The organism is Pseudomonas sp. LBUM1662, assembly GCF_059695915.1.
On record NZ_CP166793.1, the window covers coordinates 1,631,122 to 1,655,671 of the forward strand.

28 protein-coding genes are annotated in these 24,550 nt (G+C 60.3%); 17 read left to right on the top strand and 11 right to left on the bottom strand.

The annotated features are described in order from the left end of the window. Positions 1–17: 17 nt before the first annotated feature. The 5 genes from ACA049_RS07305 (at position 18) to ACA049_RS07325 (ending at position 5,003) form a co-directional block, all read left to right on the top strand. Positions 18–1,667, top strand: a complete 1,650-nt coding sequence (locus tag ACA049_RS07305; RefSeq protein WP_497334271.1) for a phosphoethanolamine transferase — start codon at positions 18–20, stop codon at positions 1,665–1,667. A 73-nt stretch (positions 1,668–1,740) separates the two neighbouring features. Beyond that, positions 1,741–2,403: a class I SAM-dependent methyltransferase gene (locus tag ACA049_RS07310; RefSeq protein WP_497334273.1), complete on the top strand. Its 663-nt coding sequence runs from the start codon at positions 1,741–1,743 to the stop codon at positions 2,401–2,403. Positions 2,404–2,526: 123 nt separating this feature from the next. After that, a complete protein-coding gene (rnd, locus tag ACA049_RS07315; protein ID WP_497334275.1) occupies positions 2,527–3,660 on the top strand; it encodes a ribonuclease D in 1,134 nt (377 codons plus the stop codon). Further along, positions 3,657–3,950: a YcgL domain-containing protein gene (locus tag ACA049_RS07320; protein WP_497334277.1), complete on the top strand. Its 294-nt coding sequence runs from the start codon at positions 3,657–3,659 to the stop codon at positions 3,948–3,950. Before rnd ends, ACA049_RS07320 begins: the two co-directional genes overlap by 4 nt. Before the next feature lie 120 nt (positions 3,951–4,070). Further along, positions 4,071–5,003, top strand: a complete 933-nt coding sequence (locus ACA049_RS07325; protein WP_497334279.1) for a D-2-hydroxyacid dehydrogenase — start codon at positions 4,071–4,073, stop codon at positions 5,001–5,003. 124 nt (positions 5,004–5,127) lie between these two features. On the opposite strand, the gene ACA049_RS07330 is transcribed toward ACA049_RS07325, so the two are convergent. Next, positions 5,128–5,721 (bottom strand): nitroreductase family protein, encoded by a 594-nt coding sequence (locus ACA049_RS07330; protein ID WP_497334281.1) that lies wholly within the window; start codon positions 5,719–5,721, stop codon positions 5,128–5,130. Positions 5,722–6,000: 279 nt separating this feature from the next. Between ACA049_RS07330 and ACA049_RS07335 the strand changes: the two genes are divergently transcribed. Further along, positions 6,001–6,450 (top strand): YcgN family cysteine cluster protein, encoded by a 450-nt coding sequence (locus tag ACA049_RS07335; protein WP_497334283.1) that lies wholly within the window; start codon positions 6,001–6,003, stop codon positions 6,448–6,450. Positions 6,451–6,569: 119 nt separating this feature from the next. Further along, the gene (locus ACA049_RS07340) at positions 6,570–7,799 is read left to right on the top strand and encodes a hypothetical protein (protein ID WP_497334285.1); all 1,230 of its coding nucleotides are present in this window, start codon (positions 6,570–6,572) and stop codon (positions 7,797–7,799) included. 110 nt (positions 7,800–7,909) lie between these two features. On the opposite strand, the gene ACA049_RS07345 is transcribed toward ACA049_RS07340, so the two are convergent. From ACA049_RS07345 to ACA049_RS07360, 4 genes are all read right to left on the bottom strand, one after another. Next, positions 7,910–8,287 carry a YgaP family membrane protein gene (locus tag ACA049_RS07345; RefSeq protein ID WP_497334287.1) on the bottom strand — a complete coding sequence of 126 codons (378 nt, stop codon included), beginning with the start codon at positions 8,285–8,287 and terminating at the stop codon, positions 7,910–7,912. Between the two features lie 92 nt (positions 8,288–8,379). Further along, positions 8,380–8,850, bottom strand: coding sequence for an RNA methyltransferase (locus ACA049_RS07350; protein ID WP_008153126.1), 471 nt, complete (start codon positions 8,848–8,850; stop codon positions 8,380–8,382). A gap of 193 nt (positions 8,851–9,043) precedes the next feature. Beyond that, complete coding sequence (locus tag ACA049_RS07355) at positions 9,044–9,415, bottom strand: YajD family HNH nuclease (RefSeq protein WP_010462132.1); 372 nt, start codon at positions 9,413–9,415, stop codon at positions 9,044–9,046. A gap of 48 nt (positions 9,416–9,463) precedes the next feature. Then, positions 9,464–10,150 carry a spermidine synthase gene (locus ACA049_RS07360; protein WP_027925870.1) on the bottom strand — a complete coding sequence of 229 codons (687 nt, stop codon included), beginning with the start codon at positions 10,148–10,150 and terminating at the stop codon, positions 9,464–9,466. An 80-nt stretch (positions 10,151–10,230) separates the two neighbouring features. Between ACA049_RS07360 and ACA049_RS07365 the strand changes: the two genes are divergently transcribed. Then, entirely contained in the window at positions 10,231–10,521 is a 291-nt protein-coding gene (locus ACA049_RS07365; RefSeq protein WP_497334289.1) for a hypothetical protein, read from the top strand. On the opposite strand, the gene ACA049_RS07370 is transcribed toward ACA049_RS07365, so the two are convergent. Beyond that, positions 10,518–10,991, bottom strand: a complete 474-nt coding sequence (locus ACA049_RS07370; RefSeq protein ID WP_438658026.1) for a cyclic nucleotide-binding domain-containing protein — start codon at positions 10,989–10,991, stop codon at positions 10,518–10,520. The two genes, ACA049_RS07365 and ACA049_RS07370, sit on opposite strands and share 4 nt — an antisense overlap. Positions 10,992–11,200: 209 nt before the next feature. Next, the gene (locus ACA049_RS07375) at positions 11,201–13,255 is read right to left on the bottom strand and encodes a S9 family peptidase (protein WP_497334291.1); all 2,055 of its coding nucleotides are present in this window, start codon (positions 13,253–13,255) and stop codon (positions 11,201–11,203) included. 237 nt (positions 13,256–13,492) lie between these two features. Here ACA049_RS07375 and ACA049_RS07380 point away from each other — a divergent pair, with 237 nt between their 5' ends. Genes ACA049_RS07380 through ACA049_RS07390 form a run of 3 tightly spaced genes read left to right on the top strand, consistent with a single transcriptional unit; the run spans position 13,493 to position 15,348 of the window. After that, complete coding sequence (locus ACA049_RS07380; protein WP_497334293.1) at positions 13,493–13,990, top strand: MFS transporter; 498 nt, start codon at positions 13,493–13,495, stop codon at positions 13,988–13,990. A 26-nt stretch (positions 13,991–14,016) separates the two neighbouring features. Next, positions 14,017–14,793, top strand: coding sequence for a class II glutamine amidotransferase (locus ACA049_RS07385; RefSeq protein WP_109628454.1), 777 nt, complete (start codon positions 14,017–14,019; stop codon positions 14,791–14,793). 12 nt (positions 14,794–14,805) lie between these two features. Further along, on the top strand, positions 14,806–15,348 hold the full coding sequence (locus ACA049_RS07390; RefSeq protein ID WP_497334295.1) for a DUF2937 family protein: 543 nt from the start codon (positions 14,806–14,808) through the stop codon (positions 15,346–15,348). 185 nt (positions 15,349–15,533) lie between these two features. Here ACA049_RS07390 and ACA049_RS07395 read toward each other — a convergent pair whose 3' ends face one another. After that, the gene (locus tag ACA049_RS07395; RefSeq protein WP_497334297.1) at positions 15,534–16,448 is read right to left on the bottom strand and encodes a LysR family transcriptional regulator; all 915 of its coding nucleotides are present in this window, start codon (positions 16,446–16,448) and stop codon (positions 15,534–15,536) included. 158 nt (positions 16,449–16,606) lie between these two features. Here ACA049_RS07395 and ACA049_RS07400 point away from each other — a divergent pair, with 158 nt between their 5' ends. From ACA049_RS07400 to ACA049_RS07415, 4 genes are all read left to right on the top strand, one after another. Beyond that, positions 16,607–17,893 carry an MFS transporter gene (locus tag ACA049_RS07400; RefSeq protein ID WP_497334299.1) on the top strand — a complete coding sequence of 429 codons (1,287 nt, stop codon included), beginning with the start codon at positions 16,607–16,609 and terminating at the stop codon, positions 17,891–17,893. 76 nt (positions 17,894–17,969) lie between these two features. After that, positions 17,970–18,722 (top strand): 5-oxoprolinase subunit PxpA, encoded by a 753-nt coding sequence (locus tag ACA049_RS07405; protein ID WP_497334301.1) that lies wholly within the window; start codon positions 17,970–17,972, stop codon positions 18,720–18,722. Continuing rightward, positions 18,719–19,423 (top strand): 5-oxoprolinase subunit PxpB, encoded by a 705-nt coding sequence (pxpB, locus tag ACA049_RS07410; RefSeq protein ID WP_497334303.1) that lies wholly within the window; start codon positions 18,719–18,721, stop codon positions 19,421–19,423. Before ACA049_RS07405 ends, pxpB begins: the two co-directional genes overlap by 4 nt. After that, positions 19,420–20,346, top strand: a complete 927-nt coding sequence (locus ACA049_RS07415) for a 5-oxoprolinase subunit C family protein (RefSeq protein WP_497334305.1) — start codon at positions 19,420–19,422, stop codon at positions 20,344–20,346. The genes pxpB and ACA049_RS07415 overlap by 4 nt, the downstream gene beginning before the upstream one ends. A 112-nt stretch (positions 20,347–20,458) precedes the next feature. Here ACA049_RS07415 and ACA049_RS07420 read toward each other — a convergent pair whose 3' ends face one another. Next, on the bottom strand, positions 20,459–21,637 hold the full coding sequence (locus ACA049_RS07420) for a vWA domain-containing protein (protein WP_077749161.1): 1,179 nt from the start codon (positions 21,635–21,637) through the stop codon (positions 20,459–20,461). Positions 21,638–21,650: 13 nt separating this feature from the next. Continuing rightward, on the bottom strand, positions 21,651–22,496 hold the full coding sequence (locus tag ACA049_RS07425; RefSeq protein ID WP_010462104.1) for an AAA family ATPase: 846 nt from the start codon (positions 22,494–22,496) through the stop codon (positions 21,651–21,653). A 202-nt stretch (positions 22,497–22,698) separates the two neighbouring features. On the opposite strand from ACA049_RS07425, the gene ACA049_RS07430 reads away from it, so the two are divergent. Beyond that, complete coding sequence (locus tag ACA049_RS07430) at positions 22,699–22,929, top strand: DUF4160 domain-containing protein (RefSeq protein WP_497334307.1); 231 nt, start codon at positions 22,699–22,701, stop codon at positions 22,927–22,929. After that, entirely contained in the window at positions 22,917–23,420 is a 504-nt protein-coding gene (locus ACA049_RS07435; protein ID WP_497334309.1) for a DUF2442 domain-containing protein, read from the top strand. Before ACA049_RS07430 ends, ACA049_RS07435 begins: the two co-directional genes overlap by 13 nt. Here ACA049_RS07435 and ACA049_RS07440 read toward each other — a convergent pair. Then, positions 23,417–24,523 carry a DUF748 domain-containing protein gene (locus tag ACA049_RS07440; RefSeq protein ID WP_497334311.1) on the bottom strand — a complete coding sequence of 369 codons (1,107 nt, stop codon included), beginning with the start codon at positions 24,521–24,523 and terminating at the stop codon, positions 23,417–23,419. The genes ACA049_RS07435 and ACA049_RS07440 overlap by 4 nt on opposite strands. Positions 24,524–24,550 lie beyond the last annotated feature (27 nt).

Sequence of the window (24,550 nt, forward strand, 5' to 3'; positions counted from 1 at the left end):
AGGAACAGCCAACCATCATGTTGAAGTTCAAACCCGTGCGCCCCGAATGGGTGACACTGATTGCCAGCGCCTTTCTTTTAACAGGTTTTAATCTAGTGCTCTGGCAGCACTTGTTTGATATCACCGCCATGGACGGTAAAGGCATCGTCATGCGCGTCGCATTCGGCGTGATGATTCTGGCGGCCTTCAACATTGTGCTGACCCTTCTGGCGTTTCGCCGCGTGATGAAACCGGTGTTGATGCTGATCTTCATCATCAGCGCCGGAGTCGCGTACTTCATGAGTCAATACGGTGTGCTGATGGACACCGGCATGTTGCGCAACTTTGCACAAACTAACGCGACGGAAGTGCGTGACTTACTCTCGATCAAGTTGTTTGTCTATATTCTGTTGTTGGGTGTTTTGCCTTCCTGGTTGTTGTGGCAGATACCGGTTAATTATCGCCGCTGGCACCGTGAGTTATTAAGTAAGGCGTTGGTGTGTGTCGCTTCGGTTGTGGTCATCGGTGGCGTTGCGCTGGTGAACTATCAGGGCTTGGCCTCCTTGTTTCGCAATCACCATGAACTGCGCCTGATGGTGGTGCCGAGTAACTACATCGCCGCGACGTTCGGCTACCTGCGTGAGCAAGTTGTCTCCGCTCATCAGCCTTTCGTCAAAGTCGGTGAAGATGCCCAGCGAAATCCTGCCTGGCAGACCCACGGCCGTAAATCCCTGACGGTGTTGGTTGTGGGCGAAAGTGCCCGGGCCGAGAACTTCGGCATCCTCGGTTACAACCGCGACACCACACCCAAACTGGACAAGGAAACCGGCCTGATCGCCTTCACCGACGTGCATTCCTGCGGCACGGAAACAGCCGTCTCGGTGCCCTGCATGTTCTCGAATATGGGCCGCAAGGATTACAACGCCGGCAAGGCAAAGAACGAAGAAGGCCTGCTGGACGTGCTCAAGCACGCTGGCCTGGACGTGATCTGGCGTGACAATCAATCGGGCTGTAAAGGCACGTGCGACCGGGTCACCCTCGATGACGTCAGCAACTTGAAGGACCCGGTGTTGTGCGCCAACAGTGAATGCCGCGACGAAATCCTCCTGCAAGGTTTGCAGCACTTCATCGACACCCTGGATAAAGACACCGTGTTGGTCCTGCACCAGATGGGCAGTCATGGCCCGGAATACTTCAAGCGCTACCCGAAAGAGTACGAACACTTCACGCCCGTCTGTGAAAGTAACGCACTGAATAACTGCAGCCGCGAAAGTATCATCAATGGCTACGACAACACGCTGGTGTACACCGACCATGTGCTGTCGACCCTGATCGATCTGTTGCGCAGCAATCAGGACAAAGTCGATACCGCCATGTTGTATCTGTCGGATCACGGCGAATCCCTGGGCGAATACAACCTGTTCCTCCACGGCACCCCTTACATGCTGGCGCCGGATCAGCAGAAGCATGTGGCGATGCTGGCGTGGTTCTCCGACAGCTACCAAAAGTCGTTCTCGGTGGACACCCATTGCCTGCAACTGAGCCGCGACAAACCCCTGAGCCAGGACAACCTGTTCCATTCGATGCTCGGTTTGCTGGAGGTCAACAGCAAGGTCTACAACCAGGACCTGGACATGTTTGCCGGTTGTCGCGGTGCGGTGATCGACGGCGTCTTGGCCAAAGAGTGAGTGTTTCGACCTTTTTTTCACCTGCCGGTCGCTAACCTGCGTTCGGTACTTATTCCTACAAGAGTCATTGCACATGTCCGCGCAACCCCCCTCCGCCATCGAGCTTGAGTTCGCCCGGCGCTACGATCAGGAACACGCCCGCGTCTGCCTTCAGCCGCGACCGCGTGGCCTAGCGGGGCGCTTGACCTTCTGGCGCGACGAGCAACTGGTGCGCAACGCGCTCAAGGTCGCTGGCGAACCGGGCTTGATGCTTGATGTAGCGTGCGGCGCCGGACGTTACTGGCCGGTGTTGGCCGAACACGCGAACCGGGTGATCCTCGCGTCCGATCCGTCGCAGGACATGCTCAATCACGCCCAGACTCACCATGCGCAGGGCCTGCTCGCGCGGATCAAAACGTTCCAGAGTTCGGCCTTCACCCTCGGTTTGTCGGCGAACGCGGTCGACAGCATTTTTTGCATGCAACTGTTTCAGCACATCGACTGCCCGGAGCATCGCTTGGCCCTGCTGGCGGAGTTCCACCGCGTGAGTCGCGATACGGTGATTGTGGCGGTACGGATCGATGCGCATTTCAAGCTGCGTCGACCAGGCACCGCGGGCGCCCACCCGCGGCAGCTGGCCGGCAAGGCCGAGGTCGAAGCCGAATTCAGGCAAGCGGGTTTCTGCTTGCTCAGTCACCAGGACTTCCTGCCCGGTTGTGCGCGGATGCGGGTCTACGTGCTGCGTAAGGCCAGTTAACCTCCGCTTGTCAGACATTTCTTGCCGTCTGGCAGGTCTTTTCGCTAAAGCTCTTGTTCAGTGGATGCGCGGAAATCGCCGGGGGCGATATATACTGCGCGCCATTCTTCAAGGGAGAGCCGTGTGGCCATCGATATTCACTGGATTCGCGACAACGATAGCCTCGGTCAGTTTTGCGCCGAGTGGCAGCAGCTGCCATTCGTTGCCCTCGACACCGAATTCATGCGGGTCGACACCTTTTATCCGATTGCAGGCCTGCTGCAGATCGGCGATGGCGTACGCGCTTACCTGATTGACCCCCTGACCATCGATAACTGGCAGCCTCTGGCCGCGTTGCTGGAAAACCCGGCCGTGGTCAAAGTCGTCCATGCCTGCAGCGAAGACCTCGAAGTGTTGCTGCGCCTGACCGGCAGCCTGCCGGCGCCGCTGTTCGATACGCAACTGGCCGCCGCTTACCTGAACCTCGGTTTCTCGATGGGTTATTCGCGGTTGGTGCAGGAAGTGCTCGGCATCGACCTGCCCAAGGGCGAAACCCGTTCCGACTGGCTGCAACGTCCGCTGTCCGACACCCAGATCAGCTACGCCGCTGAAGATGCGTTGCACCTGGCGGAAGTTTTCGTACAGCTGCGTCCGAAGCTGTCTGACGACAAGTACGCCTGGGTCCTGGAAGACGGCGCCGAGTTGGTGGCCAACCTGCGCCGCGAGGTCGATCCGTACGAGGTCTATCGCGACGCCAAACTGGCCTGGAAACTCTCCCGCGCCCAACTCGCCGTGTTGCGCGAACTGTGCGCCTGGCGTGAGCGCGAAGCCCGTGCCCGCGACCTGCCGCGCAACCGCATCGTGCGTGAGCATTCGCTGTGGCCGTTGGCGCGCACGCAACCCGACAACCTCGGCGCGCTGGCGAAAATCGAAGACATGCACCCGCGTACCGTGCGTCAGGACGGCGAATTTCTGCTTGATCTGATCAAGCGCTCTGGCAGTGTGTCGCCAGATCAATGGCCGCCCGCCGTGCCGGAGCCGTTGCCGGTTGACGCCGCCAACCTGATCAAACAGCTGCGTGCGATCGGCCAGGCCGAAGCCGAGCGCCTGAACATTGCGCCGGAACTGATGCTGCGCAAGAAAACCCTGGAAGCGCTGCTCAAGAGCGGCTACCCCAACGGTCCTTACCAATTGCCTGATTCGCTGCGTGGCTGGCGCCGCGAATTGATGGGCCAGGCGCTGCTCGACAGCCTGGCCACCGCCGGAGAACAGCCTTGAAACGTATTTGCTCCATTTATCGAAGCCTGAAGAAAAACGAGATGTACCTCTATGTGCTCAAAAGCGATGCACTGGAGCGTGTCCCGGAAAGTCTGATGACCGCCTTCGGCAAACCTCATCACGCTTTCGACCTGGTGCTGACCCCCGAGCGCAAATTGTCGCGCGAGGACATCACTGTGGTCCTGGAAAACCTTGAGAAGCAGGGCTACCACCTGCAGATGCCACCGGCCGAAGACGAATACATCGAACACTTGCCGGAAGAATTGCTGCGACGCAATGACCCGATGTGATCGGCAGACAGGCTCTGTTCAGAGTCTGTGTGAAACACTGGAATGATTTTGGCGATGGCCAGGGCGACGGAGCGATTCTCCGTCGGCGGCCGTCTGCACTGTTTTTGAAAGGTTTGAACCATGCGCGTTCTGATTGCTGAACACGACCACCCTGTGTACGCCCAACTGTTGCGTCAGGCTGCGCCTGATCTGGAAGTGCTGACCAGCGGCGACTCCGCAGAACTGGCCCGCCAGGCGGCCGACTGCCCGATCTGGCTGGGCCAGCCGGACCTGTTGGCGAACCTGTTGCGCCAGGGCCACCAGCCACAATGGCTGCAATCGACCTGGGCCGGCATCACGCCGCTGCTGGCCGACGGTTTGCGCCGCGATTATCGCCTGACGCGTGCGGTAGGGATTTTTGGTCAGGTCATGGCCGAATACGTCCTCACCTACATGCTCGGCCACGAGCGCGAAGTGCTGGCGCGGTTGGTCAGCCAGGTCGAGCGCAAGTGGGACAGTCGCCAGGGCCAAAGCCTGGCGGGGCGCAAGGTGCTGATCGTCGGCACCGGCGATATCGGTCAGACCGTGGCAAAGTTCCTCGTGCCATTTGGCGTTGAGCTGTACGGCATCGCCAGCGAAGCCCGCGAGCAGGCGCCGTTTGTCGAAGTCGGTGCGCTGGCGGACCTGCCGCGGCTGGTCGGTGAAGTGGATTTCGTCATCAATCTGCTGCCCAACACCCCCAACACCCACGATTTGTACGATGCGGCGCTGTTCAAGCAGTTCAAGCCGACCGGGTTGTTCATCAACGTCGGCCGTGGCGTGGCGGTGGTCGATGCGGACCTGGTGGAAGCTTTGAAAGAAGGGCATCTGGCGGGCGCGGTAATCGACGTCTGCCGTCAGGAACCGCTGCCACAACGCCATCCGTTCTGGACCGCCTGGGGCTTGCTGCTGACCGGCCACAGCTCGGCACCGACCTCACCATCGATGATGGTCAACCTGTTCGTCGAAAACCTGCGGGCGTATCAGGCGGGCGAGGCGTTGCGCGGCGAAGTCGACTTCAACCGCGGGTATTGAGTACACCGCAATAAAATGTGGGAGCGGGCTTGCTCGCGAAAGCGGTTTGTCAGTCAACATGGATGTTGAATGTGACGACGCCTTCGCGAGCAAGCCCGCTCCCACATTGGTTTTGCGGTTTGGCTTAGAGGGTGAAGTCGCCTTCGGCGGCCAACTCGCTCAGCGGGCGGCGCGGGCTTGGTTCTTCGCGCGCTTGCAGGTAATCGGCCAGCGTTGCCTTGTCGCCCAGTTTGCCCACGGCCACCGCTGCGTGCAGCGCATAACCTTGAGGAATGTTCAGCTCTTTGCGGGTCAGGTCCTGGTCGAAACCCGCCATGCCGTGGGTGTGCCAGCCGCTGATGCTCGCTTGCAGCGCCAGGTGGCCCCAGGCCGTACCGGTGTCGAAGGTGTGCCACAGCGCCGGGGTTTCTTCGGTGGCGCCGGGTACGGCGAAGGTGGTTTTCGAGATCACGATCACCAGCGCCGAGGCGTGTTGCGCCCAGCCCCGGTTGAATTCGTTCAGCAGGCCCAGAAAGCGTTCCCAGTTCGGCGTGTCGCGACGCGCATACAGAAACCGCCAAGGCTGCGAGTTGTAGGCCGAGGGCGCCCAGCGTGCGGCTTCGAAGAAGCTCAGCAGGGTTTCTTCGGGAATGGTTTCGCCGGTGAAGGCGCGGGGCGACCAGCGATCGGTGAACTGAGGGTGGATCGCATAATCGGCAACGCGTGGATTTGCACTCATCAAGAGATTCCTTGCTTCGTCTGAAAGTGAGGGGCGTCTAAAACCTGCGGGCGCAGTTGAGCTGAGCGATAAGGTTTTTCGAGAGCCTGGCAGTTCACCTGAATGCAACGCGGTTGAGCGTTAATGGCATTTGGGCATGGCTCCTTGCGACTGGCAAAGCTACGTGGCGGCGCAAAAACTGACAAGCCCCGTTCTACCGGCAGTCGCCAATGCTTGGCCCGCAACGGCCTTGGCACTAGACTGGCGGCCTTTTCACCACCTGATGTCGATGCTTGAACCATGGCCGCCAAAGTCGAACCCTTCTGGATACGCAAAACCCTCGATCAACTCGATCCGCAAGAGTGGGAATCGCTGTGCGACGGCTGTGGCCTGTGCTGCCTGCAAAAGCTCGAGGATGAAGAAGACAACTCGGTCTATTACACGCGCATCGCCTGCAAACTGCTGGACCTGAAAACCTGCCAGTGCACCGACTACCCGAACCGCCGTGACTTCGTGCCGGACTGCATCCAGCTCACGCCGGGCAAGGCCGAAGAGTTCCGCTGGTTGCCGCCGACCTGCGGTTATCGCCTGGTCAGTGAAGGCAAGGACCTGCCACTCTGGCATCACCTGGTGTGCGGTGATCGCGATGCGGTGCACCACGAACGTATTTCCCAGTCCGGGCGCATGCTCGCCGAAGGCAGCGTGGCCGAAGACGACTGGGAAGATCATCTGATCTTTCGCGCGGGTTAATGTGGCGAGGGAGCTTGCTCCCGCCTGAGTGCTCAGCACTCACCAAACAGGCAATAACTACTAGAATCGGGGCCGCTACGCAGCCCGGCGCGAGCAAGCTCGCCACAACAGGAGTGTGTATGGCTGTGGGATTGCGGCTGGCGTTGGCCATTGGGCTCTTGGCCCTGAGTCCGTCCGTGTGGGCGGCGAAGAAGGTCGATCTGGATTACCACGTGCGCCTGTTGCCACAAAGCGATCAGGCCGAAGTGCGGCTGACGCTGGCCCAAGGCTCGGCGGTGCGCAGTCTGGATTTCGATCTGGGCGACGGCAGTCACTACAGCGATTTCAAGGCCGACGGCCAATGGCAGCTCACGCCGGGCAAGGAGGCGCGGGGTGTCTGGCGTCCGGCCGCCGACAAGGCCAGCCTGACCTACCGCGTACGCATCAGCCATGGGCGCAAGAGCGGCAGCTTTGATACGCGCATGACCCCGACCTGGGCGCTGATGCGCGGTGACGACCTGGTGCCGCCGGCCAAACTCGATCAGCAGGACGGCATCGAGCTGGTGTCGCGCCTTGAGTTCGAATTGCCCACAGGCTGGAAAAGCGTCGAAACCGCCTGGCCGCGCATCGGCAAGAACAAGTTCCGCATCGATAACGTTTCCCGGCTGTTCGACCGGCCGACCGGCTGGATGCTCGCTGGCCACCTCGGCAGCCGTCGCACGCGGCTTGGGGAAACCGAAGTCACCGTCGCCTCGCCCCGAGGCCAGGGCATGCGCCGCATGGACGTGCTGACGCTGCTGACGTTTGTCTGGCCGCAGGTCCAGGCGGTGTTCCCGCGTCATCCCGCCAAACTGCTGATCGTCGGCGCCAACGACCCGATGTGGCGCGGTAGCCTGGCCGCACGTGAGTCGATCTATCTGAATACGCGTCTGCCGCTGGTCAGCGAAAGCGGCACCAGCGCATTGGTGCGTGAACTGGTGCAGGTATCCGGGCGGATCAACGACAAACAGCGCAGTGACTGGATCAGCGAAGGGTTTGCCGAGTATTACGCGATCGAACTGGTGCGCCGCGCCGGGGGCATGAGTGATGAGCGCTATGAAAGCTTGCACGGCAAGTTGATCAAGGACAGCCAGAAAGTCACCACGTTGCGTGGCGAACAGGTAAACCCGGCGCAGGTGTCGAAAGCGGTGCTGTTACTGCAGGAGCTGGACCGCGAGATTCGCTTGAAGACGCGCAACAAGCGCTCGCTGGATGATGTGTTGCGTGGGGCGATGCATCTGGAGAGTGTGGATACCAAGGAATTTGTTCAGCTCGCCGAAAGCGTGATTGGCGAATCGTCGAAAGTTCTTGATACCGAGCTGTTGCAATAGAAAATCAAAAGATCGCAGCCTCGTTTCACTCGACAGCTCCTACATTGGAACGCGTATCCGTGTAGGAGCTGTCGAGTGAAACGAGGCTGCGATCTTTTGATCTTAAAACGTCAAACCCCGGTCTTGGGCGACTTCAACGAATCATTGCCCGTCACCGTAGCGGTATTGGTCGCCGCCTCGGCATTCGCCTTCAACTTGCTCAATTCTTCCCCGGCCCGCTCGATCTTCGTCCGAACGGTGTTCATGTCCTGACGGCTTTTCTCCAGCAGGCTTTTCGCCGAGCTGTGCCCGGTAATCCCGCGAGCCAGGGCGACACCGCCGATTGCGACTTGAATCAACCCGAAAATACCGCCGCGACGCAGGCCCTTGCCCATCATCAGCACGCCACCAGCGAGGGAACCGACGCGCTCCCAGCCGTGAACGTTTTGCTCGGAATGAGTCTGGAACGGGGTGGATTCAATGCGTTCTACGCGTTTGAGTTCGCTCATGATCTGTCTCCAGGCAGGAAAGGCTGCTTCAACAATAGATAGTTAAGCTGACTGCCGGGGCGGTCCGCTTGTTCCATCGAATGTGCGGTGATTCAGCGGAATTTTGCCCCGGAACGGGTATTGAGTCCCTTGGACATGCGGTCGTAGAGCACGACGTTGACCGTAGCGGCCAGGTTCATGCAGCCGGTGGTCGGGATGTAGACCACGTCTTCGCACCAGTCGCGAATCTCTTTATCCAGCGAACCGTCTTCCGGGCCGAAGATGTACAGCGCGCGGTCCGGGTGGGTGTATTCCGGCAGCGAGCGGGCGCCTTCGACCAGCTCCACGGCGACGGGCACGCAGCCCAATGGCAGGATTTTTTTCAAGTCGTCGATGCCGATCAGCGGGATGTCGTAGTGGACGCGCTTGGTGTCGGTGACGAAGTCGGCGGCGCGTTCATAGCGTTTGCCGGTGTAGAACACGGACGCCACGCCATAGCAGCCGGCGGCGCGCATGACCGAGCCGACGTTTTCCGGTGATTTGGGGTTATACAAACCAATGCAGCTGTACCGTTTGTCTGCCACGAGCGGGGTGCCTTCGGGGAAAAAACGGCGATTATACGGGGATTGGGGGAGGGGTGTCCGGTTTGGAGATTGATGGTGTCTGGTCGGCCGCCTTCGCGAGCAAGCCCGCTCCCACATTAGATCTGCGTCGTACACAAAACCAATGTGGGAGCGGGCTTGCTCGCGAAGGGGCCGGTCGAGGCACTGAAAATCTTCAGTCGTCTTTCTTCATCAACCCGGCCAACGCCGCAAACGGGTTATGCGTCGCCTTGGCGATTTTCGGCGTGCTCAGCGAGCCTTCGTGAAAATACTGTTGGTCGGTATACCGCGAGTGTTCGTTGTCGTGGCAATACAGGCACAACAATTCCCAGTTCGAGCCATCCTGCGGGTTGTTGTCGTGGTTGTGATCGCGGTGGTGCACGGTCAGTTCGCTCAAGCGCTTGCCGGAGAACTCGCGGGCGCAGCGGCCGCACACGTGCGGGTACATCTTCAGGGCTTTGTCGCGGTAACCCATTTCCTTGTCGCGCTGGTTGTCGGCGAGGATGCGATCCAGCTTCGAGGTATTGGTCGGCGTTGACGAACTCATGGGTTCACCTTTGTAAAAGACTAATGACGGTTATGACGTGAGTTTAGCTCAGCCCTTGAGCTTCTCGGCAATCCAGATGGTGTGGCGCGTGCCTTTGTTGCCGTGGGCAAAGACCTGGACTTCCTCGGCCTTGAAGCCGGCTTTCTTCAGTTTGTCGGAAAACTGCTTGTCGGCGCTGGCCGACCAGACCGCCAGCACGCCCTTGGGTCGCAGAGCCTTGGCGCAGGCGCTCAGACCACCGGCGGAGTAGAGCCAGCTGTTGGCCCGTTGGGTCAGGCCTTCGGGGCCGTTGTCGACGTCGAGCATGATTGCGTCGAAACCTTGTGGCTCGGCTTGCAGCACTTTGGCCACGTCTTCCATGCGGATAACGGTGCGTGGGTCGAGCAGCGGATTGCCGGCTTTCTCGCCCAGCGGCCCGCGATTCCACTCCACCACGCCGGGCACCAGCTCGGCGACCACCACTTCAGCGGTCTTGCCCAGATGCTTGAGGGCCGAGGCGAGGGTGAAGCCCATGCCGAGGCCGCCGATCAGCACCCGCGAGTTCGGCCGGCCGGCCACCTTGCGGCACGGGATCTCGGCCAGGGCATCTTCGGAACCGTGCATGCGGGTGTTCATCAACTGCCCGCCGTCACCGCCCTGGATCTTGATGACGAAATCCTCGCCATACTCGAACAGGCACAAGGCGCCGCCGTTTTCAGGGATAGGGGCGGTGTCGAGCAGAACGAAACGTTTCATGGAAATCTCAAATTGGGGGAAGGCAAACAGAGGCAGTTGGGAGTAGCCTGCCAATGACAACAAGGCCAACGGAGCCATTGATGAAGCGCACCATTCTAACGGTCATTGCCTTGGCCGCGCTCTCGATAACTGCAGTGCAGGCTCAGCAGTTGCAACCCGTTCCAATCAGCCCGGCGCCGATGCCCGGCTCGCCCGGCACCGCGACACCTACGCCATATCCGCAAATCACCCCGTCCACCGCACCCAGGACCGGGCCTGGCAGTGGTGGCCCACCGCTGGTGCCGATCGACATGCCCAGCCCTCCGACCAAGGATCAACCGGTGCCGGGGATTGAGCCGAACAGCACGAAGACCAAGTCGCCCGGCGGTTAAACCTGTTGCGAGAGCAGTTGCCCGTCAGCCATGCGCAGGCGTTTGGAGAGGGCTACAGCAAGGGCGCGAATGATCTTGGCGGCGATTTTCGGCGCATCGTTGATCATCTTTTCCAAAGAGTCCTTGCCCAGGTTCAGCAACTGGCAGTGGCTGGCGGCCACGCAACTGGCCGAACGGCGTTCGCCATCGAGCACCGCCATTTCGCCGAACGACCGGCCGCTGCGCAGGGTGGCCATGGTCACCAATTGCCCGTCTCCGTTGGTCTTTTGCACCGACACCTGGCCGGTGTGGATGATGCACATGAAGCTACCGGCATCCCCCTCATGGAAGATTTCTTCGCCTTCTGCGATGGTGCTGATGCTGAAGTAGCCGGAGGCGGCGGCGAAATCTGCCGGCAGCAGTTGATCGAACAGGCCGCAGTCCATCAGCCAGTCGCGGATTTCGTTGTTCAATAAGGTCGGTTCTGACATGTCGGCACGGTCTTTTTTTGTGTCTGTTTCCGGTTTTCTGGACGTCCCCAATCCCCTGTGGGAGCGGGCTTGCTCGCGAAAGCGGTGTATCAGACAACAATGATGTCGACTGATACTCCCTCTTCGCGAGCAAGCCCGCTCCCACAGGGGAGTTGTGTCGCCTCGGGCCCGGTGTCTGGTCTTAAGACCAGCGCATCGGGCCAAGTTCCTCAGGCAATCCCCAAAACCTTGAAAACAAATGCGTATTCGAGGGCTACGTCACGCAATCCCTGATAACGACCGCTCATCCCGCCATGCCCGGCGCCCAGTTCGGTCTTGAGCAGCAGGGGATTGTCGTCGGTCTTGGTCGCGCGCAATTTCGCCACCCACTTCGCCGCTTCCCAGTACTGCACGCGGCTGTCGTTGTAGCCGGCAATCACCAGAGTCGCCGGATAGGCTTGCGCGGTGACGTTTTCGTACGGGGCGTAGGCCTTGATCCGATCATAGACTTCCGGCTCTTCAGGATTGCCCCACTCGTCGTATTCCGTGACAGTCAGCGGCAGGTCCGGGTCGAGCATGGTGTTGAGCACGTCGACGAACGGCACTTCAGCGATGGCCGCGCCGAACAGATCCGGCCGTTGATTGAGCACCGCGCCGATCAGCAAACCGCCGGCACTGCCGCCGCTGATCGCCAGTTGCGCGGAAGTGGTGAAGCCGTTGTCGATCAGGTGTTCGGCACAGGCGATAAAGTCGCTGAAGGTGTTGTGCTTGTGTTCCTGCTTGCCGGCGCGATACCAGGCTTCGCCCAGTTCACCGCCGCCACGCACGTGGGCGATGGCAAACGCTACGCCGCGATCCAGCAAACTCAGGCGGGCGTGGGAGAACCATGGGTCAAGGCTTTCGCCGTAAGCGCCGTAGCCGTAAAGATACAATGGCGTCGGCTGCCCGAGTGCTTCGCGTTTGACGACATAGCTGATCGGCACTTGCGTGCCATCGGGTGCCGTCGCCCACAGGCGCTGGCTGACGTAGGCGTCGGCGTCGAACGGGCCGAGCACCGGGGTTTCCTTGAGGACTTTCTGCTCGCCGCTGTCCAGCTCAAGCTGGCGGATCTGCGCCGGACGGTTCAAGGCCTCGTAACGCAGGCGGATCCTGTCGCTGACAAATTCCAGGCTGTTCTGCACATGCAGGCTGTACGCCGCATCTGGCAGTAGCACGCGGTAGCTCGGCAGGTCCTGCGGGTGGACTTCAATCACCGGCAAGCCGCCGACCCGCAGGCTCAGCGTCATGGCGCTGACGTTCAGGCTCATGCCCTCGATCATCGTGGTGTCGCTGTGGGGGATCAGGTTCTGCCAGTCGGCCTCGGTCGGCGCAACACCGGTATCGACGGCGGTATACAGCGCAAAGTTGATGCCGTCGCGGTTGGTGCGAATGAACCAGGCCCATTCACCGTTCAGCGTGCCGTGATCGACGTCGTATTCATGGTCTTCAACCCGTGGTGCTATGCAGGTGAACGCTTGATGGGGCTGCGAGGCGTCGAGGACCCAGACTTCGCTGGTGGTCTTGCTGCCCAGCGACAGCAGCAATTGCTGCTCGGAACTGGAGCGGTAGCAATGCAGGAAGAATCGACCGTCCGGCTCATTGAACACTTCTTCGGCTGCCGTGCCGTCCAGTCGATAGCGCAACAGTTTGTGCGGGCGGTGGGTGTCGTCCAGTTCGCCAAAGAACAGCGTCAGGCTGTCGTTGGCCCAGGTCATGCTGCCGTCGCAGTCCTGGAACTCCAGTTCGCTGACGCGGCCGTTGGACAATTCCTTCACGAACAGCGTGTAAATCTCATCGCCCGTGGAATCGATGCTGTAGGCCAGGCGCTGGTGGTCCGGGCTGATGCTGAACGCGCCCAGGGAGAAGAAACCACCATTGGCCAGTTCGTTCGGGTCCAGCAGCAGTTGTTCCTTGCTTTCATCGAGTTGCAGGCTGTCATCCGCCGGACGCGGGCAACGGTAGTGGCGGGCGTATTCGTCACCGGCGGTGGTACGCGTGTAATACAGGTACGGACCCCACGGGGAGGGCAGCGACAGGTCGGTTTCGAGAATCCGGCCCTTGATCTCTTCGAACAGGGTTTCGCGCAGCCCGGCCTGATCGGCGGTTTGCGCCTCTTGGTAGCTGTTTTCAGCCTTGAGGTAGTCGAGCACCGCGTCGGTGTCGCGCTCCTGCAGCCAGGCATACGGGTCAGGGCCGTCAGCCTTGTGGGCAATCGGGGCGCTGGTGGCGTTGGCGGATAAGGGCATGAAGGACTCTCGGACAATGTACGGAATAGGGCGCGCGCGTGTCTTGATACCGCTGCAAATCCCTGTGGGAGCGGGCTTGCTCGCGAAGGGGCCTGCACATTCAACATCTGTGTTGGCTGACACACTGCATTTGCGAGCAAGCCCGCTCCCACAGGAGTCAGGCGTAGCGGCCAGGCATTGGAGCAAGCCTGACGGGCGAAAAGTCGTTACTATAAGCGCCTCTTTGCCTGCCTTGCCATGGACACCATGACCGAGAACGACTATCTGATCGCCTGGGGCCTTTACGCCTTTGCCGCTTTAGGCTGCCTGTTGGTGTGGATGCGCATCACCCGCTGGATGTGGCGCTGGCTGCGCGAACCGTTGCGGTTGCTGGTCGCCGTGCTGCTGTTCAGCCCGACCATCATCGACCCGGTGAAGGAAAAAGTGGCTCCGGCCATCGCCATCACCGCGCTCGATCTGCTGTTCAAGGTCGGCAACAACGCCTGGCGGGCGATTTCCGATCTGTTCATGTACGGCATGATCGCCTTCGGCATTTACCTGGTTTTCGTGCTGATCCGTTTCCCGCTCGAGCGCGCTTCCAACGCTCGCAAGGAACAGGCTGCCGCCGCCAAGGCTGCGGCCCGGGCCGACGATCCTGACGACGATCATCCGTTCGGCGGTGCCGGCGATGATCGTTATGGTCGTCCGCCGGTGCCGAGCAACCCTCAGCGATTGCGGGTCGAACCGCGTTTGTAATCCGGCTTTGAAGCGAGAGTCCGAGCATGTGTGAGTTATTGGGCATGAGCGCCAATGTGCCGACCGATATCGTGTTCAGCTTCACCGGGCTGATGCAGCGCGGCGGCCGTACCGGTCCGCACCGTGACGGTTGGGGCATCGCCTTCTACGAGGGGCGCGGCCTGCGGCTGTTTCAGGACCCGGCCGCGAGCTGCGAGTCCGAAGTGGCGAACCTGGTGCAACGCTATCCGATCAAAAGCGAAGTGGTGATCGGGCATATTCGCCAGGCCAACGTTGGCAAGGTCTGCCTGTCCAACACGCACCCTTTTGTGCGTGAACTGTGGGGCCGCAACTGGTGTTTCGCCCATAACGGCCAGCTTGCGGACTTTCAACCGATCAAAAGTTTCTACCGTCCCGTCGGTGACACCGACAGCGAAGCGGCGTTCTGCGATCTGCTCAACCGTGTGCGCGCAGCGTTTCCGGAGCCGGTCGAGATCGAAGCGTTGCTGCCGGACCTGGTCGCCGCCTGTGCCGAATACCGCAGCAAAGGCGTGTTCAATTGCCTGCTGAGCGACGGCGACTGGCTGTTCTGTTATTGCTCGACCAAATTGGCCCAGATAACCCGTCGCGCGCCTTTCGGCCCGGCGCGGTTGAAGGATGTCGATGTGATCGTCGATTTCCAGGCCGAAACCACGCCCAACGATGTGGTCACGGTAATTGCCACCGAACCCCTGACCGAAAACGAAACCTGGACCCGCTACGAACCGGGCCAATGGAGCCTCTGGCGACGCGGCGAATGCGTCAGCCAGGGCAAGACCGAATAAGGATCTCACCCGATGTTGCTCAGTTATCTACGGCTGGTGTTGTTTGCGGCGGGCCTGTTGATCGGTGTCCAGGTGCCGGGGTTCATCAGCGATTACGCGAAACGGGTCGAAGCGCATCTGATCGAGGCGCAGACCGGTTTGAGCGGTTTCCAGGGCACGGCCAATCAGTTCTTCAAGGGCGATATGCAGGCGCTGGTCGCGCATTATCGCGCCAGTGAAGACCCGATCTTTCGCAGCGATGCCGAGAGCCTGAGCACCTTGCTGAACCGTCAGGTGGCGCTCGATAAACAGTTCCATGCCATGCAGGGCCCGTGGTACATCCGCGTCCTGCAGGTGGCGCTGGCGGCGGATCCGGATATTCGCAAGGAAACCTGGAACGGCTACAGCTACCAGATCCTGCTGACGCCGGAAGCGATGATCTGGGGCATGAGCGGCGCGTTGCTGCTGTCGTTCGGCATTGAATGCCTGTTCCGTCTGATTGACTGGGTGGTGCTGGGCGGCAAACGTCTGCGCCAGAGCCGGCCGATTGAAGACCGGGATGTGCGGGGGTTGTAAGAGCCAGATCAAAAGATCGCAGCCTCGTTTCACTCGACAGCTCCTACAGGGGGATGCGAAACCCTTGCTGCTGCGAAGAAGACCGGGATCTGCGGGGGTTGTAAGAGAAAAATCAAAAGATCGCACGGGTTTCGCATGCTCCTGTAGGAGCTGTCGAGTGAAACGAGGCTGCGATCTTTTGCTTTTCAACGACTCAAAGTGATGTAATCCTCGCCCACCTTGCGCGCATACCCCTCCAGCACCTGCTGACACAACGCCACAATCTCCTCGACCCACTCAACGCCCACTCGCCACGAGACGACAACCTGCAAATTAGGCAGCTGCTGATCGATCGTCAGCAAGGTCCGCTCCCCCCGCGCCAGCTCCTCGGCCACCAGGACTGGCGGCAATGCGCCAATCCCAAATCCGTCGCGCAGCAACCGGGTAATCGCCGACACCGAATTCACACAGTTCAGTCGGGGCGTCATGACCCCGTTCGCCTGCATCAGACTCAAAATGTCCTGATGCGGATGTGAGTTCTTCGAGTAAGTAATGATCCGCTCGCGAGCCAGATCGGCAATGCCTGAGTATTCGCGGTTGTAGATCGAGCTACTGGCCACAATCCAGCCCATCGGATGGCTCGCCAGCTCCAGGCTGCGTACGCTTTCCTGGCGCACCAGGTCGGTTTGCAGGATCAGGTCGAGAAAGCCTTTTTGCAGCTGATCGCAGAGGTTGAGCGCCGTATCGGCCACCAGCTCGATTTCCACCAGCGGATAATGATCCATCATCTGTGCCACCAACGGGCTCAGCCACGTGTGAATCACCGTGTCCATCACGCCGATCCGCACGCGTCCGACCTTGCTCGAGCGCGTCTCGATCGACTGCTTGAGGGCCTGCATGGTGTCCATCATCTGCTCGGCATACTCGAGCACTTTCAAGCCTTCGGGCGTCAGGCTCACGCCTCGCGAGTCGCGCAAAAACAACTTCACACCGAGCTCGCCTTCGAGCACCGCGATGCGGCTGGAAATCGACGCCTGGGTGGTGAAGAGCTTGTCTGCCGTCAGGCGAAAACTCTTGAGTCGGGCGACCCAGACGAAGGTCTCGAGAAACTTCAGGTTCATGGGATCTGCTCGGGGATAAAGAATTCTTATGTCTAGGGCGGGTTTTTATTAGTTGGACGCAACAGGGCCGGGCGCCCAAAAATCAGGCCATCCGGTTCCCACGATAGGCGTCGTCGGGGCTCAGAACAATACCAATAAAATTTGCACGGAGATTTGCCATGAGTGCGCCCGACACGCTCGACATCCCCAAAGCCACGCCTCGCCCGGGACCTTTCGACTGGTACCGCAACATCAATCAGCAGGAACGACGCACTTTCTGGAGCTGCAAGATCGGCTATGGCCTGGACGGCATGGACACCCAGATGCTCAGCTTCGTGGTGCCGACCCTGATTGCCATGTGGGGCATCACCACCGGCGAGGCCGGGCTGATTCATACCAGCACGCTCATTGCTTCGGCCATCGGCGGTTGGGTGGCAGGCATTCTGTCGGACCGCATCGGCCGCGTGCGTACCTTGCAACTGACGGTGCTGTGGTTCGCGTTCTTCACCTTCCTCTGCGGCTTCGCGCAAAACTACGAACAACTGCTGATCAGCCGCACCTTGATGGGCTTCGGCTTTGGCGGCGAGTGGACCGCGGGCGCGGTGCTGATGGGCGAAGTGATCCGCGCCAAGGATCGCGGCAAAGCGGTGGGCATGGTGCAGTCGGGCTGGGCGCTGGGTTGGGGGCTGACGGCGATTCTCTATGCGCTGCTGTTCTCGGTATTGCCGCCGGAAGACGCCTGGCGCGCGCTGTTCATCCTCGGCATCGTGCCAGCGATTTTCGTGATTTTCGTCCGTCGACTGGTCAAGGACCCGGAAATCTATCGCGAAGCCAAGGCCAGGCAGGAACCGGGCAACGCCGCGAAGTTCTACGAGATTTTCGCTCCCGGCATCCTCTTCACCACGATTCGCGCTTCGGTGCTGACCACCGGCGCTCTGGGCGGTTACTACGCGATCACCTCCTGGCTGCCGACTTTTCTGAAGAACGAGCGTGGTTTGAGCGTACTCGGCACGGGCGGTTATCTGGCAATGGTGATCGTCGGTTCCTACGTCGGCTACGTCATCAGCGCGTATTTGACTGACATCCTCGGGCGCAAGAAGAACTTCATTCTGTTCGCCGTCGGCTCGTTCACCATCGTGCTGCTCTACACCCAATTGCCCGTCAGTAACGGTGTAATGCTGTGGCTGGGCTTCCCGTTGGGCTTCTTCGCCTCGGGGATTTTCAGTGGCATGGGGGCGTTTCTGACCGAGCTGTTTCCAACGCGGATTCGCGGTTCGGGCCAAGGCTTTTGCTACAACATTGGTCGGGCGCTGGCGGCGTTGTTCCCGCTGCTGATCGGTTTGCTGAGTCAGACGGTGCCATTGAGCGTAGGCATCGGGGCGTTTGCGGCGGTGTCCTACGGCGTGGTGATCCTGGCAGCATTGAGCCTGCCGGAAACCCGTGGCAAACAACTCGAAGCTGAATAACAAAACGGCAGCAACTGATAATCTGCGGGCATCTGCCCGACAGTAAAAAAAGAATATGCCTACAGGAGTGTTCACCGTGAGCCGCCTGCTATTGAACTGCGACATCGGCGAGAGTTTCGGCAACTGGACCATGGGTCTGGACGCCGAGGTCATGCCCTTCATTGATTGCGCCAACATCGCCTGCGGCTTTCATGCCGGCGACCCGAGCATCATGCGCAAGACCGTCAGCCTGGCCCTGAGCAACGGCGTGCAGATCGGCGCGCACCCGGCCTATCAGGATCTGGTGGGTTTCGGCCGCCGCTCCATGGCCTACACCGCCCAGGAACTTCAAGACATTCTGCATTACCAGATCGGTGCCCTCGACGGTATCTGCCGGGCCCAGGGTGGGCGGCTGAGTTACGTCAAACCTCATGGCGCGATGTACAACGACATGATGGCCAACCCGGCGCAATTGCGCGCGGTGCTGCAGGCCGTGGCGGCGTATGACCGGACCTTGCCGCTGATGCTGATGGCCACGCGCGACAACAGCGCCGCCCAGCAACTGGGTGATGAATATGGCGTGACCCTGTGGTTCGAAGCCTTCGCCGACCGTGCCTACGACAGCGCCGGCATGTTGGTTTCGCGGCAGTTGCCGGGGGCGGTGCACCACGATCCCGAGAGAATTATCGAGCAGGCGCTGACCATCGCCCGTGGCGACACCCTCACCGCCAGTGACGGCAGCGCCTTGTATTTGCAGGCCAACACCCTGTGCGTCCACGGCGACAACGCCAGTTCAGTGGCCGCCGTGCGCCGGATTCGCGAAGCCCTTGATCAGCAGAGCGCACCATGAAACCGCGGGTTGAGGTGGTGGCGCTGGATTGCCTGATGGTGCGTCTCTTTGATGAGATCGCCGAGGCCAATATGCCGTGGATGCTGGCGGCCAGCGAAAACCTGCGTGCAGCGTTCGCCGGGCATTTGATCGATCTGGTGCCGTCGTACACGACGTTGATGGTGCATTACGACCTGACCGCGTTGAGTCCGGCTCAGGCCCGTGAACTGATCGCCGAAGCGCTGATCGACCTGTCGCCCAACGCGAGCACTGGCGGTCAATGCCATGTGCTGCCGGTCTGGTATGACTTGAGCGTTGGCCCGGAGTTGAGCTTGTTGTCGCAGCGCAGCGGGTTGTCGGTGGAGGAGGTGATCCGCCGTCACAGCGAGCGCGAGTATCAGGTGTTCGCCTTGGGTTTCGCGCCGGGGTTCGCCTTCATGGGGCTGGTAGAGGAAGTGCTCGCTGCGCCACGCCTGAATACACCGCGCAAAAAGGTCGCTGCCGGCAGTGTCGGCATCGCCGAGCGGCAAACCGCCGCCTACCCGGTGGTTTCCCCCGGTGGCTGGAATTTGATCGGCCGCACGCCGGCCAAACTGTTCGACCGCGAACGCGACGGCTACAGCCTGATGCAACCGGGTGACACCGTGCGTTTTGCAGCGGTCAGCCATGCCGAGTTCATCAACCTGGGCGGTGACGACACGCCATTGGAGGTCCAGGCATGAGCCGTCTATTGATTGAAGCGAGTACGCCGCTGTGCCTGTTGCAGGACGCTGGCCGTTTCGGCGTGCGGCATCTGGGCGTGACCCAGGGCGGCGGGCTGGATTGGCGCTCGATGTCGTGGGCCAACTGGCTGCTGGGTAACGGGCTGGATGCGCCGGTGATTGAAATCACCCTCGGCGGCTTCAGCGTCGTCGCCAAGGAAGACTGTGTGTTGGCGCTGGCCGGGGCAGACCTCGGCGCGCAAGTGAATGGCGAGGCACTGGCGCCGTGGCGCAGTTTCCGGCTGAACAAAGGCCAGCGGTTGCAGTTCACTCAGCCGCTGCTCGGGGCCCGGGCTTATCTGGCGGCACCGGGCGGGTTTGACGCGCCAAAGGTGTTGGGCAGCAGCGCGACGGTGGTCCGTGAAGAACTCGGCGGCCTGGACGGAATGGGCCGGCCTTTGGCCAAAGACGCTTCGTTGAGCTATGGCGGCAGTGCACTGTTATTGCTGCGTGAGTTGCCGGCAGAACATTGGCCGGACTTCAAAGTCGATTCGCCCCTGGATGTGGTCCTCGGCGCGCAGATCGGCGAGTTCAGCGGGCAAAGTCTGTTTGATGCGTTCAACAGCGTCTGGACCCTCGACAGCCGGGCCGATCGCATGGGCATTCGCCTGCTGGGAACGGCGTTGCAGTACCAGGGCAAACCGATGATTTCCGAAGGCATCCCGCTGGGCGCGGTCCAGGTGCCGCCGGATGGTCAGCCGATTGTGTTGCTCAATGATCGGCAGACCATTGGCGGTTATCCGCGATTGGGGGCGTTGACGCCGTTGGCACTGGCCCGGCTGGCGCAGTGCTTGCCGGGGGCGAAGGTGCGGTTGCGGCCGGTGGTGCAGGATGTGGCGCATCGCGAACAGATCACGTATTTGCAGCGATTTTCAAACCGCTAAAAGCTTCGCGGGCAAGCCTCGCTCCTACAGGTTTCGGTGTTCGTGCGTCGTGCACCAACCCTGTAGGAGCGAGGCTTGCCCGCGAAGACGTCCTGACAGACAACAAAAATCTCTATTTGGAAAGAAACCGCATCCCTTCCTCCAACCCGCGCAACGTCAGCGGATACATCTGGTCGTCAATCAAGTCCCGCACGATATTGGTCGACGACGTATACCCCCACGTATCTTTCGGATACGGGTTGATCCAGATGACCTTCTTGTACTTCTCCATGAACCGCTGCATCCACACATAACCGGCTTCTTCGTTCCAGTGCTCGACACTGCCGCCAGCCTGGGTGATCTCATAAGGCGCCATTGCAGCATCGCCAATGAAGATCACTTTGTAGTCGGCGCCGTACTTGTGCAGCAGGTCCTGGGTCGAGGTGCGCTCGGACGTGCGGCGCATGTTGTTCTTCCACACCGATTCATAAATGAAGTTGTGGAAGTAGAAGTATTCCAGGTGCTTGAACTCGGTCTTGCAGGCTGAGAACAACTCCTCGCAAATCTTCACGTGCGCGTCCATCGAGCCGCCGATGTCGAACAGCAGCAACAGCTTGACGGTGTTGCGCCGCTCCGGCCGCATCTGGATATTCAGCAGGCCGGCATCACGCGCGGTGTGGTCGATGGTGCCATCGATGTCCAGCTCTTCCGCTGCACCCTGACGGGCAAATTTGCGCAAGCGGCGCAGGGCAACCTTGATGTTGCGCGTGCCCAGCTCCACCGAGTCGTCGAGGTTCTTGTACTCGCGCTGATCCCACACTTTGACCGCTTTGCCCTGGCGCTTGCCGGCATCGCCGACCCGAATGCCTTCCGGGTTGAAGCCGCCGGAGCCGAACGGGCTGGTGCCGCCGGTGCCGATCCACTTGTTGCCGCCGGCGTGGCGTTCTTTCTGTTCTTCGAGGCGTTTCTTGAACTCTTCGATCAGCTTGTCCAGGCCGCCGAGGGACTGGATCGCGGCCCGTTCTTCTTCGGTCAGGGAGCGCTCGAATTCCTTGCGCAGCCAGTCTTCAGGAATCAACGCCTGAAGGTGATCGTCGAGTTTTTCCAGGCCGTTGAAGTAGGCACCGAACGCGCGGTCGAACTTGTCGAAATGCCGTTCGTCCTTCACCAGAATCGCCCGGGACAAGTAATAGAACTCGTCCATGTCGGCGAAGGTCACGCGCTGTTTCAGCGCGTTGATCAGGTCCAGCAGCTCACGCACCGAGACCGGCACCTTGGCTGCGCGCATTTCATTGAACAGGTTGAGCAGCATGGCGATCAGCCTCTTAGCGGGTGCCGCGACGGCTCATGAATGCCAGGCGCTCAAGCAATTGCACGTCCTGTTCGTTCTTCACCAGGGCGCCTGCCAGGGGCGGAATCGCTTTGGTCGGGTCGCGCTCGCGCAGCACCGCTTCGCCGATGTTGTCGGCCATCAACAGTTTCAGCCAGTCCACCAGTTCGGAGGTCGAAGGCTTTTTCTTCAGACCCGGGACCTTGCGCACATCGAAGAACACGTCCAGCGCTTCGCTGACCAGGTCTTTCTTGATGTTCGGGTAGTGTACGTCGACGATCTTCTGCAGCGTCACGCGATCGGGGAAGGCGATGTAGTGGAAGAAGCAGCGGCGCAGGAAGGCGTCCGGCAGCTCTTTCTCGTTGTTGGAGGTAATGATGATGATCGGGCGTTTCTTGGCCTTGATGGTCTCGTCGATCTCGTAAACGTAGAACTCCATCTTGTCGAGTTCTTGCAGCAGGTCGTTCGGGAACTCGATGTCGGCCTTGTCGATTTCGTCGATCAGCAGGATCACCCGCTCTTCGGACTCGAACGCTTCCCAGAGCTTGCCCTTTTTCAGGTAGTTGCGAACGTCGTGGACCTTTTCCGTGCCCAGCTGCGAGTCACGCAGGCGGCTGACCGCGTCGTACTCGTACAGGCCCTGATGCGCCTTGGTCGTGGACTTGATGTGCCAAGTGATCAACTTGGCGCCGAAGGACTCGGCCAGTTGCTCGGCGAGCATGGTTTTGCCAGTGCCCGGCTCACCCTTGACCAGCAGTGGACGCTCCAGGGTAATGGCGGCGTTGACCGCCAGCTTCAGGTCATCGGTGGCGACGTAGGCCTGGGTGCCTTCGAACTTCATCTGCTAATCCTCGAACGGTAACGCCGACCTGAACGGGGCAGGGCGGGGCGCAATAATTGTAGTACCCGACTATAACGCGCTGCCCGGTCGACTGTGAACGCAGACGACTTATTCAGTCTCTGAATGGAGCGTCACATCTTGACTCAGTCTCGGCGGCTGGCCAGTATTGAGCTATCGCCATTTTGGCGATAGCTTGCCCGGCATGTCTACTAAATACCGATTTCGCGATACGTACCGCATTCAGTTGCGCGAGAAGGATCATCCGCCGCCCCATGTTCACCTGACGGGTGGCGGGCTCGACGTGATGCTCAGTCTGGAAACCGTCGATGTAAGGGTGGGCAAGGCGCCGCCGCTGATTATCAAGGAAGCACTGGAGTGGGTCAGGGCCCATCAAGTGCAATTGCTGGAGGATTGGAAACGATGTTACCCATGAAACGACCACGGCTGTCGGCTGTGAAGGCGTTGCCGGATTACCGCCTGGCGTTGACCTTTATCGACGGTCAGCAACTGACTCTCGATTTGAGTCGGGACCTGCGCGCCTATCCCGGTTTGCAGCCGTTGCTGGAGGTTGGCGCTTTCGAAGGGGCAACCCTGGGTGATGAAGGCTGGAGCGTTGAATGGCCCGAGCAGGACATCCAGATCGGCGCCGATACCCTGTATCTGGATGCCCTTGCGCAAAATGCCTTGGATGAAAACACCCGGATTTTCATCGACTGGCGCGCTCGCACCGGGCTAGCGCTCAATCAGGCAGCCGAAGCGCTGGGTGTCAGCGCTCGAAGCATTACCCGCTACAGCAGCGGGCGTGAAGCGGTGCCTCGTTCGTTGGCGCTGGCCTGTCTGGGCTGGGACTTCCTGCAGCAGCAATCGAACCCGTCACGGGCAGCCGAAGAAACCGGTCGCTACACCGTTACACGCAAACCTTAACCCGCCTCCGGTTTCGGCCGCTCATATCGAGCATTAAATGCCTGGACGAAACCATTGCGTAAAATCTGCAAAAACGCCTGGAACGCGCTGATATCTTGTCGATGCACGTTACCGCTCAGTTCGACGCGAGTCGCGAACTGGTTCTTGCCCTGGTTTTTCAGCACGGTTTCGGAGCCGCCGACGATGGCCTCCCAGATGGAGCGGAATAGCCCTTTGTCCTTGTTTTCCACGTCCTGCTGCCAATTGAACACATCGACGTCTTTCAGCAGCGGTTTGATGTAGCCGGTCAGTTTGGCCTTCTTGGCCTGCGCTTCGATCACCACATCGCCGTGACCGGCGTTGAAGTCGAATTTGCCGTAGGCCGAGGCAAAGTCGTTCATGCGTTTGAGTTCGATGTCCTTGGCCCGCAGGCGGAATTCGAAGTCTTCGAAATTGCTCAAAGGATCGAAGGTTGCCGTTGTTTCCAGTGGCGCGTGGCCCAGCAACAGCGCCTTGCCTTCAAAGCGGGCGTCGCGCTTGCCTTCGGTATCGACCACGTTGGTCAGGTTGTAGAGGCTGGCGTTGACCTGGGTGGCGTTCATATTGACGGGGGGCTTGGAGTTGAAGTTTCGAAAGCTGATCTTGCCGTCGTAGATGCGTATTTCGTCAAAGGTGAACGGCGCCAGTTTGCTCAACTGCGCGCGCCAGTCGGTGCCTTGACCGGTCTGGGAGTTTTGTTTGTTGGCGCCGCCGTCGACGAAGTTCACCTCAGGGTTGAAGAACTGCACCTCGGCCACTACAGCGCGGTCGGACCAGAGTGAGTGCCAGCTGACAGAAAGGTCGATCAGCGGCGCATTGACGAAAGGTACAGGGACCTTGCCGTCGACCTTGACGATTTTCAGCCCGTTGATCTTGTAGGCGCCTCGCCACCAGGCCAGGTCCACGTCGGTCACCTGGCCCCGGTAATCGCCCATGTCCGCCAGCTTGTCGTTCAGGTAGTCGCGCACCAGGTAGGGCAGGGCGATGTGCAGGGCGATCACCAGCACAACGAGGCCGGCTAGAGTCCATAGGGGCCAACTGTATCGACGTTTCATGACGGCAAATCTCTGGCGATGTAAAGCCATTGACTGCGGCGGTCACCGGACGTTCGA